This window comes from Blautia massiliensis (ex Durand et al. 2017), from assembly GCF_051861785.1.
Lineage (GTDB): Bacteria > Bacillota > Clostridia > Lachnospirales > Lachnospiraceae > Blautia_A > Blautia_A luti_A.
Genome location: NZ_CP146725.1, coordinates 3,113,904 through 3,129,430, shown reverse-complemented (window position 1 = coordinate 3,129,430; position 15,527 = coordinate 3,113,904). Strand labels below are relative to the sequence as shown.

Here is a 15,527-nt window from a genome sequence, read left to right as displayed (position 1 = left end):
AATAAAGTACTATGAGTTTTGAATTCATAAAAAAACTGCCAACTCCTGAGGAAATCCGCAATCAGTATCCGCTCAATGCTGAACTTCAGGCGCTCAAGGAGAAACGCGATGCTGAGATTCGCGACGTTTTCACCGGAAAATCCGATAAATTCCTCGCTATCATCGGACCATGTTCTGCAGATAACGAAGATGCCGTATGCGATTATCTTTTAAGACTTCGCAAAGTTCAGGAAAAGATCGAGGATAAAGTCGTTATCATCCCGCGTGTTTACACAAACAAGCCACGTACGACCGGTGAAGGATACAAGGGAATGGTCCATCAGCCGGATCCTGAGAAAAAACCGAACCTTCTTGCCGGGCTGATCGCGATCCGCAAGATGCACATGCGCGCTATCCGCGAAAGCGGCTTCACCTGTGCAGATGAGATGCTTTACCCGGAGAACTACCGTTATCTCTCTGATCTGCTTTCCTACGTTGCTGTAGGCGCACGTTCTGTTGAAGATCAGCAGCACAGACTCACTGTCAGCGGCATGGATGTTCCGGCTGGTATGAAGAATCCTACCAGTGGTGACTACAGCGTTATGCTGAACTCCATTGTTGCAGCACAGGGCGCCCATCGTTTTATTTACAGAAGCTGGGAGGTTGAGACCACCGGCAACCCACTCTCTCACGCAATCCTTCGTGGTGCGGTAAACAAGCATGGGGAAGCGATCCCGAACTACCATTATGAGGATCTTCGTCTTCTCTATGACAAATACCATGCAAAGAACCTTGCCAACCCGGCAGTGATCGTGGATACCAACCACTCCAACTCCAACAAGCATTACGAGCAGCAGGTTCGTATCGCAAGTGAGGTTCTTCACAGCCGTCAGGTAGATCCTGAGCTTCACTCCATGGTAAAGGGTCTCATGATCGAAAGCTATATCGAGCCAGGCAACCAGAAGATCGGTGGAGATCACATCTACGGAAAATCCATCACAGATGCCTGCCTTGGTTGGGATGAGTCTGAGAAGCTGCTTTACACGATCGCTGAAAATTGCTAAGTTCTGTCTGATCTGCACTTCAGGGAACAGACATTTGTGATCATTCTACAATTTATGTTCAAAAAAAGAACCGGCATTCTCCCATTTTGGAAGCTGCCGGTTCTTTTTTGAACGCGTTTTTTATATTATTTCTTACAGATCAATGCCTCGGATGTGCTTTCATATATACGTCTCGCATTTTCGCAACGCCAAAATTCAGATAGACCTGTGTGGTGGAAATATCCGAATGTCCAAGCATTTCCTGCACACTCTTCACGTCCGCTCCATTCTGCAGCATATGTGCGGCAAAAGAATGTCTCAGTGTATGCGGCGTGATATCATGCTGGATCCCGGCTTCCTCTGCATATCCCTTCAGAACCTTCCAGAATCCCTGTCTGCTCATGGATTTTCCTGAACAGTTGGTAAAAAGACTCTCCGTCTCATTTTCTTTCACAAATTTTCCACGGGCTTCCTTCAGATATTTCTCCATGGCTGTTTTGCATACATTTCCTATCGGGATCACCCGTTCCTTATCCTCATCGTGACAGACTACATAACCAAGCCGCAGATTGAGATCCTCCAGATTCAGCCGCAAAAGTTCACTGACACGCATTCCTGTAGCATACAAAAGCTCCAGCATGGCACTGTCCCGGATTCCCTTCGGTGTATTCAGATCCGGCTGTTTCAAAAGGCGGTCTACCTCATCCACAGTAAGGATCTCCGGCATCCGCTTCTCAACCTTGGGCGGCTTCAGTTCCAGAGACGGATCCCTCCCGATCCTGTTCTCCTGATAAAGATACTGAAACAAGGCACGGATAGATGCTACATTTCTGGAGATCGTTGAGGAAGCGAACTGTCCTCTCTCCATATAGCTGAGATAGCCTTCCAGCTCCAGTTCTCCTACATCCCGGATATCATAGATCCCACGATCTGCAAAATACACTGCCATCTTCTTCAGGTCTCTCTGGTAAGATACTTCTGTATTATGTGACGTCCTTTTTCTATTATGTAAATATGTAATAAATTCCCGTATCTCTATGTCCATTTCTCTGCATCCCGTTTCTCTAAAATCATACTCGTTTATGACTGAATTATACTGTTAATTTTACATAAAATCAAACAGTTTTTCATCGTAAAACCGCACAATTTCAACACTTTCCGGCACAAACCACCAAATATCGCAGATTTTATGGAAACCATTACTAGATATTGTGGAAATTTTCCTCAAAAAAATTTCAGGCCCTTTATAACTTTTTCTACGATCCAGGGATTCAGAAAACTTTCTGCGAGGATTCCTCCTGTATACAGCAGAAAAACTGTGATCCCCTGCCGAAAATAAGCCCCTGTTTTCTGCGGCACAAGTCCATAATTTTTCCAGATCCCATACGATTGTCTGTATACGATACCTGCAAGATAAAAATACGCCGGAATATAGACCAGATACTGTGGCATCAGAAGTCCGGCGCCGGCCACACCGCCATAAATGCCAAATTCCAGAACCGATAATGCCAGGATCATTCCTGTCTCCATTCCCAAAAACAGCATATATGCGACCGTCAAAGGCACTCCGAATATTGTAAATCCGCATAAAAACAACAGAAGAAAAAAACCTCCTCTTCGTCGCAGCACTTCCAGGAAATAAGCTCCGCCGGAAATATCTTTTCCTGCAAAGCTGCGGATCAGATAAAAAGAAGCCAGGGTTTTCTGCTTCCACTCCATTTTCCAGATCAGATTCGGCAACACATTTCCCGCAAAAAATCCGGCCATAAAAAGAAGCTCCGCCGGAAAACGTCCGGCATTTTTCCACTTCCGGTTCTCTGTCTTACTCTCCATTTACTCACCCTGTACCAGTTTACGCCTGTTTTTCCGGTAATATGACCGTTTTTCCACATGACAAAAAGACCGGCCAGCTAAAAAGCTGTCCGGCCTTTGGTATTTCCAGAACTTTCTTCCATTGAAAGCTTATTTTGCGTAGTCAACCGCTCTGCTTTCACGGATCACATTAACTTTGATCTGTCCAGGATACTCAAGCTCTGCCTCGATCTGCTTTGCAATATCTCTTGCAAGGAGAACCATATCTGCATCACTTACATGATCCGGCATGACCATAACACGAATTTCTCTTCCTGCCTGAATAGCAAAAGATTTCTCTACACCCTTGAATTCATTGGTGATATCCTCAAGCTGTTTCAGACGATTGGTATAGGTTTCCAGGGTCTCACGTCTTGCTCCAGGTCTTGCTGCGGAAATTGCATCAGCAGCCTGTACAATACACGCGATCAGAGATTCCGGCTCCACATCACCATGATGAGACGCAACCGTGTTGATAACGATCGGGGACTCCTTGTATTTCTTGCAGAGATCCACACCGATCTGAATATGAGAACCTTCTACCTCATGGTCAATGGATTTACCAATGTCATGAAGAAGTCCGGCACGCTTGGCCATACGCACATCCACACCAACTTCTCCTGCAAGAAGTCCGGAAAGCTGTGCAACCTCAATTGAATGTCTCAGAGCATTCTGTCCATAGCTTGAACGGAATTTCATGCGTCCAAGAAGCTTCAGAAGTTCCGGATGGATTCCATGTACCCCTACATCCATGGCAGCATTCTCACCGTCTTCCCGGATCTGTGCTTCCACTTCTTTCTGGGCTTTCTCCACCATCTCTTCAATCCTTGCCGGATGGATACGTCCATCCACGATCAGTTTCTCAAGAGCCACTCTGGCGATCTCTCTCCTGATCGGATCAAATGCGGAGAGTACCACTGCCTCCGGTGTATCATCAATGATCAGATCCACACCGGTAAGTGTCTCAAGTGTACGGATGTTACGGCCTTCACGACCGATGATCCTTCCCTTCATTTCATCACTTGGAAGCTGTACCACAGAAATCGTTGTCTCGGAAACATGATCCACTGCACATTTCTGAATGGCATTGACTACATATTCCCTGGCTTTCTTATTGGCATCTTCCTTTGCTCTGTTCTCAAGCTCTTTATAGAGTCTTGCAACATCCACCTTTACGTCATCTTCTACAGATTTCAGTAATTCTTCTTTTGCCTGTTCGGAGGTAAGACCTGAAACTCGTTCCAGTTCCTGTACTCCTTTTTCCTCAAGTTCATTTACTCGTTTTTCTTTTTCTTGTAACTCGTTAAATTTCGCTGTACATTCCAGCTCACGCTTCTCCACTGCATTGGCTTTTTTGTCAACAGATTCCTCTTTTGACAAAACTCGCTTCTCGTATCTCTGCAGCTCGTTTCTCCGTTCCTTGGTTTCCCTTTCCAGTTCATTTTTAGTTCGCAGAGATTCTTCCTTTACTTCAAGTAAAGTTTCACGTTTCTTGGTCTCTGCTGCTTTCAATGCTTCATCAAGAATATTCCTTGCCTTATCCTCTGCTGTACCTATGATTTCCGCATCCTTGCGTACTTTCTTGTCAACAGCAACCTTGCAAGTAACAGGAACTGCAATAAGCAGCGTGACTACCACAGCGACAATAACACCGATAATTGTGCCTGCCACAGGAGCACCTCCTTATTTAGTTTTCATTGTACAAATACAACAATACAAGTTTAGCTGTTTTTCACATTTATGTCAAGTTTTTCTCATGAAAAAGCAGATTTTGGTTAGCATATATAAACTGGCTCTTTTTCTCCGCAGATTTATTCCATATCACGGTTCACCCGGATGTTCATTTCTTCCAGGGTATGGGAAATATCCTCATACCGGAACGCTCGTCTGGCCAGATATCCATACAGCCTTCGCATCTGTCCTTCATCAAGCTCTGTGTCCGGCGCATATTTCTTCTCGATCGTCCTGCGTAATACCTCCCGCTCGTCCGGTTCCAGAAGCTCTTCCATCTCATTCCAGGCATCCAGGGCAGTCTGACGGTCCACACCCTTTAACTGAAGTTCCGATAGGATCTTCTGACGACTTCTGGATTCCATGCGGAAGGAGATATAGGTTCTGGCATAACGGGCATCGTTGATATACCCATAGGACTTTACATAAGCAATGGCATCTTCTACTGCCTCCGGTGAAAATTCAGCCTGACGGAGTTTATCTGTCAGGCCTTTCTCTGTGCGGTCCATATGTTCCAGAAGCCGCATGGCTTTCTTTCTTGCACGGTTTCGTTCTTCCAGATCCAGCATGGATTACTCTTCCTTCTCTGTATCTTCTGTCTGTACTGCTGCTTCTGCTGTCTCATCTGCCGGATCCAGATGATAATGTACACGAACCTTCTTCTCGATCTCATCGCGGATCTCCGGATGCTCTCTCAGGAATAATTTGGCATTCTCACGTCCCTGTCCGATCTTATCCCCTTCATATGCATACCAGGCTCCGCTCTTGTTTACGATGGAGCATTCTGCAGCCAGATCCAGGATATCTCCCTCTCTGGAAATACCGGTTCCGAACATGATATCAAACTCTGCCTGCTTAAATGGCGGAGCCACCTTGTTCTTAACTACTTTCACACGTGTGTGGTTTCCGACCATCTCACCACCCTGCTTCAATGTTTCCACACGGCGTACATCCATACGGACAGATGCATAGAATTTCAGCGCACGTCCACCGGTTGTAGTTTCCGGATTGCCAAACATCACTCCAACCTTCTCACGAAGCTGGTTGATAAAGATCACCACGCAGTTGGACTTGCTGATAACAGCCGTCAGTTTACGGAGTGCCTGTGACATCAGACGGGCCTGCAGACCTACATGGCTGTCTCCCATATCTCCTTCGATCTCAGCCTTGGGAACCAGGGCTGCAACAGAGTCCACGATCACGATATCCACAGCACCGGAACGTACCATAGTCTCTGTGATCTCCAGCGCCTGCTCTCCGTTATCCGGCTGTGAAATATAAAGGTTGTCGATATCAACACCTATACTCTTGGCATAAACAGGATCAAGAGCATGCTCCGCATCGATAAATCCTGCGATTCCGCCTCTCTTCTGCACTTCAGCGACCATATGTAAGGCTACCGTTGTCTTACCACTGGACTCCGGTCCGTAGATCTCCACGATACGTCCCTTGGGAACACCACCTACACCAAGGGCGATATCCAGGCTTAAGCATCCTGTGGGAACTGCCTCCACCTGCATATGGGAACTGGAATCTCCAAGCTTCATGACAGAGCCTTTACCGAACTGTTTCTCAATATTTCCAAGAGCCGCTTCCAGCGCCTTCTGCTTCTCTTCACTGATCATTATGTAATCTCCTATTCTTTATTCTCTTTCTAATCAGGTTTCCTTTAATCCGAACCTTTGTTCGTGTTTTCTGTATTACATAGTATTATAAAACGGAATGATTGTCAATAAGATACTTGAAAATCCCTCTGTTTTTTTGTTGACAGGATCTCTGAAAATCCGACAAAAGGCTTCCCATACATGATTTCTTTTTCCTCTCTGAATGCAAAAAAGCAGATAAAAAGATTTCCCTCTTCATCTGCTTTTTATGCAATATATTTCCTGTCACTGATCGTTGGTCAGCTTCAGTTTGTCCAGAATATAGAATACAAGGCTTAATGCCATGGCAACCACACATGCCAACACCATACCGGTAAGCTCAACATTTCCAAGCTTCAGGGCAATTCCGGAAAGACCTACAACAAAGACAACGCTTGTCAGCGTCAGATTTCTGGACTTGCTGTAATCCACGTGATTGTCAACCAGCATACGAAGGCCGGAGGTTCCGATCATTCCGTAAAGAAGGAAGGAAATCCCACCGATCACCGGACCGGGAATGGTACTGATCAGGGCTGCCAGTTTACCAAGGAAGGAACAGCAGATAGAAAGCACTGCCGCACCACCGATCACCTGTACACTGTAAACCTTTGTCACTGCCATGACACCGATGTTCTCACCGTAAGTAGTTGTCGGCACAGAACCAAGGCATCCGGAAACTGTGGTAGAGAAGAAATCCGCAAACAGGGATCTGTGGAGACCCGGATCTTTCAGAAGATTCCTTCCAACGATCTTTCCGGTTACGATCTGATGGCCTATATGCTCGGAGGTTACCAGAAGCAATGCCGGAAAGATCGTCATAATGGCCTCAAAATTAAATTTCGGAGATGTAAAGTTGGGAAGAGCCAAAAATGCCGCTTCCCTTACCTGTGTAAAATCCAGAAGCCCGCATGCACCTGCTGCCACATATCCCGCAATGATCGCGATCAGGATCGGAATAACAGAAAGGAAGCCCCGGAACAGGATCTGCCCGAATACCGCAACTCCAAGTGTGACCAGAAATACGATCACATTCTTCGGATCTACCTTCCCGTCCAGAAGTCCTGCCGTACTTGCTGCATTTCCCGCAAGCTCCAGACCGATCAGCGCCACTACCGGTCCCATTGCCGCTGTAGGAAGCACGATATCGATCCAGTCTGTTCCGCACTGGCGGACGATCAATGCCACGCACATACCAGCAATACCCAGAACAACGAAACCGCCAAGGGCATACTCATATCCATACTTGCTGATCACCAGAAGAGCCGGTGAAAGGAAGGCAAAACTGGAGCCCAGATAAGCCGGTGCCTTTCCTTTTGTGATGAAAATAAAAAGGAGTGTTCCCACACCATTCATCAGAAGCACAATAGCCGGACTGATACCAAAAAGGAATGGCACCAGTACGGATGCTCCGAACATGGCGAACATATGCTGGATACTTAACGGTATCAGCATCTTTGCAGGTACTTTTTCTTCGACCTGTATGATTCTTTCTTCCACTCTCAAATCCTCCTGTTTTTTATTATCTCACAGATTATAGCACAGGTTTTCATATCGTGGGAGATTTTTTCTGAAAATATACGGATACTGTGTGGTATACTGTTATTATCTCCGGAAAAACAGAACGGCTTCATAAATGCGGCCATAACCTGTTCCGGATAGATTTTTTCAGAAAGGAATATTCTTCTATGAAAGCATACCAACGACTTCTATCCTATGTAAAAATATCCACACCCAGCAATGAAGAAAGCTCTTCTTCCCCCTCTTCCCAGTGCCAGTTTGACCTGGCCCGGCTTCTTGTGGAGGAACTGAAAGGCCTTGGGATTTCTGATGTGTCTCTGGATGAACACTGTTACGTTTATGCACATCTTCCTGCTACAGAAGGTCTGGAGCACTGCAAAGCACTGGGCTTTATCGCTCATATGGATACGGTTTCCGATTTCTGCGACCATGCAGTCACACCGATGATCACAGAAGATTACGATGGAAAAGAGCTCCCTCTCGGCACAAGCGGCAGAACTCTTTCCCCGGAAATGTTCCCCCATCTTGCTTCACTTGCCGGGCGTACCCTGATCACCTCAGACGGAACCACGATCCTGGGCGCAGACGACAAGGCCGGCATTGCAGAGATACTCACTGCGCTGGAGCATATCCTTACGGAAAAAATACCTCACGGACCTCTCTGCGTTGCTTTTACTCCGGATGAAGAGATCGGCATGGGACCGGCCCACTTTGATGTAAAAAAATTCGGTGCGGATTATGCATATACCCTGGACGGTGATACGGAAGGCGAGATCCAGTACGAAAACTTTAACGCCTGCAGTGCAAAAGTAACCTTCCAGGGCGTTAATGTACATCCCGGTTCTTCCAAAAATACCATGATCAACGCAGTCCTCGTTGCCATGGAATTTAACTCCATGCTTCCGGCGGCAGATACGCCCAGGAATACAGAAGACTACGAAGGATTTTTCCATCTGTGCTCCATGAAAGGAGATGTTTCCCAGGCTGAGCTTCAGTATATTGTCCGGGATCACGATGCCGCTTCTTTTGAGATCCGTCAGAAAACGCTCACACATATCACGGAGATCCTCAATGAAAAATGGGGGGAAGGTACCGTAACTCTTACCATCACCCAGCAGTACCGCAATATGAAAGAGATCATCGATACCTGCCCATGGCTGATATCTCTGGCAGAGGAAGCCTGCCACAGCTGCGGTGTCACACCGCTGATCCTGCCTATCCGCGGCGGCACAGACGGTGCACAGTTAAGCTTTATGGGACTGCCCTGCCCGAATCTCGGAACCGGCGGACATGCCTATCACGGGCCTTATGAGCATATTACAGCAGAAGGAATGGATGCCGCTGTGAACGTTACTCTGGAGATCATAAGACTGTTTTCACAGAAAAAAGTCTAAAAGGAATCCATTCTTCAAAAGCCTGCATTTCCAGAGACCTGATATAAAAAAATACTCACAGATCCTCCGGCTGGAAATCTGCCGGAACAAATCTGTGAGTATTTTTTCCTGTGCTAGCTGTGTTCACTTTGCGTTCTGCACCGAATAACTGTATTGCCGTTTACTGATCGGACTTACAGATCAGATGATCTTCATCATTCTCGCCAGCTTCTTCATATATCTTCCACCAGGCATCATACCCAGCTCTTCTTCACCGGGCTTGCTTACAAACAGATATACAATAAGGTATACACCTGCTGCCAGCATCACGGAAATACCTAGGCAGATCACATTGGAATGGATCAGTGCATACAGACCGTAATACACCACTCCCGCAACAACCCCCATCGGGATAGATGCAAGGAACGGGCTTAAATAAGCACTTCTCCATGGATTCTTATAGCCCATATATTTCTTGATGGAACGGTCGTTGAGAAGACACATCACAACTGCATAAACGATCTGGGCGATGACAATGGTATAAACACCAAGATTGGTAAATACCAGCAGCAGGGCCATGGCTATCACATCTGCTACCAGGGCAATGGCTGCATGGATCATCGGGAGCTTCGGCTTGCCGATTCCCTGAAGTACACCGTTGGTGATATTGGAGTTGCCATTCAGGATAATGGTGATTCCTCCCAGGATCAGAAGCTGTCCGCCTACGCCATTGGTTCCCGGGAAGATCAGTCTCGTGATCGATCCGGAAAGAACTGCAAGACCTACTGCCGCCGGAATGGAGATCAGCATACTGATCCATGTGGCACGGTCTGTCTTCATATTTGCACCTTCAATATCGTGCATTGCATAATGCGCGGAAACCTCAGGGATCATAGATGTCGGTGCTGTACTTGCCAGGGTAAGCGGGATATTGATCAGCGTCATATAATATCCGTACTCGGAATACAAGGTCTGGATCACGTCCTTGGCAGCACCCTTGATATCCATGATACCGGAATACATATAGCTGTTGATATATCCGTTTACATTATAAATAAAAGCACTGAGAATGATCGGCATGATGATGAGCACGATATTACTCATTACATGACCCATACTCTCATTTACAGAATGGCGGTCATTGACGATCCTTTTCCGGATGATCTTACGGTTTACCCCATAAACGATCAGCATAAAGATCAGCGCGGAAGCCACACCTGCTCCGGTACCCATGGTAGCACCTGCCGCACCCCAGCGATGGATCAGATCCATATCTCCTGTTGCGGAAAAATGCTGGATAAATACATGTGACATCAGAAGCGCAAAGGTTGCCACAAAGATCTGCTCAATGATCTGCGAGATCGATGTAGGCATCATATTGCGGTATGCCTGGAAATATCCACGGAATACACCGCAGAGACCGGACATGAAAATTGTGGGTGCAAGCATCTGCAGTGCCAGACGGGCGTTAGCCATACTGTCCGGAACCAGGATTCCTGCACCAAATATACAGATCAGCGCCACGATACCGCCGGCAACTGCCGCATAGATCAGTGCACCGTAAAATACCTTCTGTGCATCCTTATATCTGTGAAAAGCGATCTTCTCCGCCATGATCTTGGATACAGCCTGAGGAATACTGAAGGACGCGATCATCAGCAGGATAAAATATACATTCTGTGCAAACTGGAAAAGTGCAAAGCTCTGACTTCCCAGTGTAGTTGAAAGCGGACTCTTGTACAGCATTCCGATGATCTTGGAGATCAGCGCCGCAACCATAAGAAAAGATGCGTTTTTCACAAGTGTGTTATCATTTTTTTTACCCATTTTACTTTCCTTAACTTAAATATTCTCAATCTGCCAGTCAACAGGTTCTACCCCATTGGCTTTCAAAAATTCATTAGCCTTGCTGAAATGCTTGCATCCGAAAAATCCCCGGTAGGCAGAAAGGGGACTTGGATGTGGTGCTTCCAGGATCAGATGCTTCGGATTATGAAGCATGGATGCCTTCATCTGAGCAGGCCGCCCCCAGAGGAGAAACACGATCGGGCGATCCTCCTGGTCCAGGATCCGGATAGCCGCATCGGTAAACTGTTCCCAGCCGATTCCTCTGTGGGAATTGGCCTGATGTGCACGTACAGTCAGCACTGTGTTCAAAAGAAGCACGCCCTGCTTTGCCCATTTTTCCAGATTACCGTTGTTTGGGATATAACATCCCATATCATCCTCAAGTTCCTTATAAATATTCACCAGAGATGGCGGTGTTTCCACACCTTTTTTTACGGAAAAGCAAAGCCCATGAGCCTGTCCATCATTGTGATAGGGGTCCTGTCCCAGGATCACAACCTTTACCTGATGCAGAGGCGTAAAATGAAACGCATTGAACATATCTTCCGGCGGCGGAAAAATCTTTCTTGTTCTGTATTCTGTCATCACGGTTTTATAAAGTTTGGCATAGTAGGGCTGATGAAACTCACCTTTCAGTGCCTCCTGCCAGTCTCCTGCTATAGGAGCCATATCTATCACCTCTCATCCAACTTATCTTCTCACGGAAATTCCTTTTTCCGCAAGGTAATCCTTCACTTCCCGGATCTCCAGCTCTTTGTAGTGCAACAGAGATGCTGCCAGTGCCGCATCTGCTCCGCCTTCTGTCAGTGCATCATAAAAATGCTCCAGGGTTCCGGCACCACCGGAGGCGATCACCGGGATGGAAACCGCATCTGCAACGGCTCTTGTAAGTTCAATATCATACCCGGCCTTGGTTCCGTCACAGTCCATGCTGGTAAGAAGGATCTCACCTGCGCCAAGTTCTTCCACCTTCTTTGCCCATTCAAGAGCATCAATACCGGTATCCAGTCTTCCGCCATGTTTGTAGATATTCCAGCCGCCATCCTGTCTTCTCTTGGCATCAATGGCAACTACTACACACTGGCTTCCGAATTTCTGTGCGGCCTCATGGATCAGCTCCGGACGGTCGATAGCTGCGGAATTTACAGAAATCTTATCTGCACCTTCACGGAGAAGCTTCCGGAAATCATCTACGGTACGGATTCCTCCGCCTACGGTAAACGGGATAAATACGTTGGCTGCAACAGCTCTTACCATATCCACCACGGTATCACGCTCCTCGCAGGAGGCAGTGATATCAAGAAAAACAAGCTCGTCCGCACCGGCTGCATCGTAAGCTTTGGCAATTTCCACCGGATCTCCGGCATCCTTAAGATCAACAAAATTCACGCCTTTTACTACACGTCCTTTATTTACATCCAGACATGGAATGATTCTTTTTGTAAACATGATTATGCCTCCTTTCCGGTGCCTGACTCAAGTGCCGCAAAATTCTCAAGGATCTTCAAGCCCCACCGGCTGCTTTTTTCCGGATGGAACTGACACGCAAATACATTTCCCTTCTCCACAGACGCATGGATGCATGTGCTGTACTGAGTGGTCGCTTTCACGATCTCTTCCTCCTCTGCCTGAAGATAATAGGAATGTACAAAGTAAACGTATGTGTTTTCCGGAATACCCTTAAATAATCTTCCGCTGTTCTGAATATGCAGGGAATTCCAGCCCATATGCGGAATCTTCAGTCCCGGACTTGGCGGGATGCGCAGGATTTTCCCCTTCAGGATTCCAAGACCTTCCACTCCCGGTGTCTCATCACTGCTCTCAAAAAGCAGCTGCAGTCCCAGGCATATCCCAAGAAAGGGCGTTCCCTTTTCCACGATCTCATGTATTACCGGAACAAGTCCGTATTTTTTGAGATTTTCCATAGCATCACCAAAGCTTCCAACCCCCGGAAGGATTACTTTATCTGCTTTCAGAAGCACCTGGGGATCTCTTGAGACGACAGTCTCCTGTCCCAGATACTGAAGTGCTTTTTCCACACTTTTGATGTTTCCTGCATCGTAGTCAATGATTCCTATCATAATAATGCTTCCTCCTGCTCTTTTGTATCTCGATATTCCTCTCTCACCTTCGATTTACATTGCTTTAGTATAACGCAAAAACAGGCGGTTGCAAAGACTTTTCTCTGCTGCCGCCTATTTTTTCACATTATCACGGTAAAGTTTTATTATTTCCGGTCCAGTGTAAACCAGAATTCCACACCATTATCAAAGTTCTGCACGCCATATTCCTGGTTCATGCTTTCCATGATGGCCTTTACAATGGATAAACCGATGCCGCTTCCGCCGTATTCCCTGGTTCTCGCTTTATCAACTTTATAAAATTTATTCCAGAGATTCGGTACATCTGCCTCAGGGATCGGAGTCCCTGTGTTAAACACACTGATCTTCACACGGTTATCCTCATCCTGCAGCTTGATCTCGATTTCTTTCTCGCCCTCCAGATGGTTCAGGGCATTGCTTACATAGTTTGTCACAACCTCTTCGATCTTAAACTCATCGGCCCATACATAAACCGGCTTCTCCGCCTCAAAGATCACTTTTGCATTCTTCTGCCCGATCATGATATTCATGGTCTGAAGCACGCCGCGGATCAGGGATACGATATCAAACCGCTCCATTACAACTGCATCTTTGCCGGATTCCAGCTGATTCAGTGTGAGAAGATTTTTTACCAGTTTATTCATCTTGGAGGCTTCATCCATAATGACATCGCAATAGAACTCTCTACTCTCAGGATCATCAGAAATATTTTCTTTTAAGCCTTCTGCATAGCCCTGGATCAGGGCAATGGGAGTTTTCAGTTCATGGGACACGTTATCCAGAAATTCCTTTCGCATCTTGTCGATCTTGATCTTGTCCTCAATGTCACGCTGCAGTTCATTATTTGCAGATTTCAGTTCACTGATGGTAGTCTCCAGTTGTGAGGACATCCGGTTGAAATTATCTCCCAGAACATCGATCTCATTGCCGACCTTGCTCTCGTATTTTGCCTCAAAATCCAGATCTGACATTTTTCTGGAAAGTTCCGTAAGCTCACTGATGGGACGGGTGATCCTCCTGGTCACGACCATAATGACCAGACCACTTAAGATTATGATCATCAGACCTACCGCAAAGTAAAACTTATTGGAAATATCAGCGCTCTCCCGGATGCTCTCAAGGGGTGTCCTTATGATAAAATAACGTTCCTCATCCAGCTGTCCCCAGCATTCCACATAATCCATTCCCGCAAAACGGTCATGCGACTGCTGGATGGTATAATTGTCACCCTGCTTCAAGGTCCGGCTCTTATCTCCGTCCTCATCCAGATCATAGACATATCCGAACAGCTTGCTCTGAAGCATTTTTTCATTTTCGCCCCAGGAAAGCCAGCTGGTATTGCTGCTGTCAATGATAACCCAGGAAAGATTGTTTCTGGAGCAGGCTCTCTGGATCTCATCGGGAATACTCTCCATACCTTTCGAGCTGTTGCTGTTCATCATCTTGTCAATATCTGTATTTTCCAGAGTTGTTCGGAGATTCAGAAGTACATCGATCTTTTTTGTCACATAATATTTTTCAAGAAAGGCTCCGTTGATCACGGTAATAGTCAGAATGGATAAAAACAGCAGACCGATAAAGTATGCTGTGATCTGATGGCGGAGACTGTGGATCTTTTTTATTTTTTCCTTCGGTTTTTTCATTCTCCTACCTCAAACTTATAGCCCATCCCCCAGACTGTCTTGATATACTCGCCCTTATCGCCCATTTTACTTCTCAGTTTTTTGACATGAGTATCAATGGTTCTGGCATCTCCGAAATAATCATAATTCCACACAGAATTCAGGATCTTTTCTCTGGAAAGAGCGATTCCCTCATTCTCCAGGAAATAAGTCAGAAGCTCAAATTCCTTGAAGCTCAGATCCATCGGTTTATCATCTACCGTTGCCTGATGCGCTGCCTTGTCAATGACAATCCCACCTGCTGAAAGTATCTCATCCGGGTTGCTCTGTCCCGTTCTTCGAAGAATGGCTTCTACACGTGCTACAAGGATCTTGGGGCTGAAGGGTTTGGAGATATATTCGTCCACCCCGAGTTCAAATCCCAGAAGCTCATCACGCTCATCTCCTCTTGCTGTCAGCATAATGATGGGAACCTTGGAATTTTTGCGGATCTCACGACATACTTCCCAGCCATCCATCTTCGGCATCATCACATCCAGGATCAGAAGCGCAATGTCCTTTTCTTTATAAAAAATATCCATGGCCTCCTCACCGTCACCGGCTTCCAGTACCTGGAAATTCTTTTTGGTGAGAAAATCCTTTACCAGTTTTCTCATTCTGCTCTCGTCATCTACTACAAGAATTTTTAATGCATCCATTCTATCTTCCTCCGTTTCGCAGTCGCTGTTCCGGGCAGCTGTTGACAACCCGAAATGCTCTGTATCATCCCTCTTTATAAAAAGCTGAGCTTTTACTTCCGGTTCATCTAAAGCGGATA

At 46.4% G+C, this 15,527-nt stretch carries 14 protein-coding genes; 2 read left to right on the top strand and 12 right to left on the bottom strand.

What is annotated here, in order from left to right; translation table 11 throughout:
* Positions 1–11 precede the first annotated feature (11 nt).
* Positions 12–1,043, top strand: coding sequence for a 3-deoxy-7-phosphoheptulonate synthase (locus V9W66_RS14695; protein ID WP_144094254.1), 1,032 nt, complete (start codon positions 12–14; stop codon positions 1,041–1,043).
* 139 nt (positions 1,044–1,182) lie between these two features.
* On the opposite strand, the gene xerD is transcribed toward V9W66_RS14695, so the two are convergent.
* The 6 genes from xerD to uraA form a co-directional block, all read right to left on the bottom strand.
* On the bottom strand, positions 1,183–2,067 hold the full coding sequence (xerD, locus tag V9W66_RS14690) for a site-specific tyrosine recombinase XerD (protein ID WP_144094255.1): 885 nt from the start codon (positions 2,065–2,067) through the stop codon (positions 1,183–1,185).
* Positions 2,068–2,246: 179 nt separating this feature from the next.
* Positions 2,247–2,855: a stage II sporulation protein M gene (locus tag V9W66_RS14685; RefSeq protein ID WP_144094256.1), complete on the bottom strand. Its 609-nt coding sequence runs from the start codon at positions 2,853–2,855 to the stop codon at positions 2,247–2,249.
* 129 nt (positions 2,856–2,984) lie between these two features.
* Positions 2,985–4,544, bottom strand: coding sequence for a ribonuclease Y (rny, locus tag V9W66_RS14680; protein ID WP_144094257.1), 1,560 nt, complete (start codon positions 4,542–4,544; stop codon positions 2,985–2,987).
* A 140-nt stretch (positions 4,545–4,684) separates the two neighbouring features.
* On the bottom strand, positions 4,685–5,173 hold the full coding sequence (locus tag V9W66_RS14675; protein ID WP_144094258.1) for a regulatory protein RecX: 489 nt from the start codon (positions 5,171–5,173) through the stop codon (positions 4,685–4,687).
* 3 nt (positions 5,174–5,176) lie between these two features.
* Positions 5,177–6,229, bottom strand: a complete 1,053-nt coding sequence (gene recA, locus V9W66_RS14670) for a recombinase RecA (RefSeq protein ID WP_144094259.1) — start codon at positions 6,227–6,229, stop codon at positions 5,177–5,179.
* A 264-nt stretch (positions 6,230–6,493) separates the two neighbouring features.
* The gene (uraA, locus tag V9W66_RS14665) at positions 6,494–7,744 is read right to left on the bottom strand and encodes a uracil permease (RefSeq protein ID WP_144094260.1); all 1,251 of its coding nucleotides are present in this window, start codon (positions 7,742–7,744) and stop codon (positions 6,494–6,496) included.
* A 188-nt stretch (positions 7,745–7,932) separates the two neighbouring features.
* Between uraA and pepT the strand changes: the two genes are divergently transcribed.
* Complete coding sequence (pepT, locus tag V9W66_RS14660) at positions 7,933–9,159, top strand: peptidase T (RefSeq protein ID WP_144094261.1); 1,227 nt, start codon at positions 7,933–7,935, stop codon at positions 9,157–9,159.
* A gap of 180 nt (positions 9,160–9,339) precedes the next feature.
* Here pepT and V9W66_RS14655 read toward each other — a convergent pair whose 3' ends face one another.
* From V9W66_RS14655 to V9W66_RS14630, 6 genes are all read right to left on the bottom strand, one after another.
* The gene (locus V9W66_RS14655) at positions 9,340–10,965 is read right to left on the bottom strand and encodes a putative polysaccharide biosynthesis protein (protein WP_144094262.1); all 1,626 of its coding nucleotides are present in this window, start codon (positions 10,963–10,965) and stop codon (positions 9,340–9,342) included.
* Between the two features lie 15 nt (positions 10,966–10,980).
* Positions 10,981–11,655 (bottom strand): uracil-DNA glycosylase, encoded by a 675-nt coding sequence (ung, locus tag V9W66_RS14650; protein ID WP_021650805.1) that lies wholly within the window; start codon positions 11,653–11,655, stop codon positions 10,981–10,983.
* Positions 11,656–11,676: 21 nt separating this feature from the next.
* Entirely contained in the window at positions 11,677–12,435 is a 759-nt protein-coding gene (gene hisF, locus V9W66_RS14645; RefSeq protein WP_144094263.1) for an imidazole glycerol phosphate synthase subunit HisF, read from the bottom strand.
* Positions 12,436–12,437: 2 nt separating this feature from the next.
* The gene (hisH, locus tag V9W66_RS14640) at positions 12,438–13,067 is read right to left on the bottom strand and encodes an imidazole glycerol phosphate synthase subunit HisH (RefSeq protein WP_021650803.1); all 630 of its coding nucleotides are present in this window, start codon (positions 13,065–13,067) and stop codon (positions 12,438–12,440) included.
* 146 nt (positions 13,068–13,213) lie between these two features.
* On the bottom strand, positions 13,214–14,731 hold the full coding sequence (locus tag V9W66_RS14635; protein ID WP_144094264.1) for a sensor histidine kinase: 1,518 nt from the start codon (positions 14,729–14,731) through the stop codon (positions 13,214–13,216).
* Positions 14,728–15,408: a response regulator transcription factor gene (locus tag V9W66_RS14630; RefSeq protein ID WP_015526981.1), complete on the bottom strand. Its 681-nt coding sequence runs from the start codon at positions 15,406–15,408 to the stop codon at positions 14,728–14,730. The genes V9W66_RS14635 and V9W66_RS14630 overlap by 4 nt, the downstream gene beginning before the upstream one ends.
* Positions 15,409–15,527 lie beyond the last annotated feature (119 nt).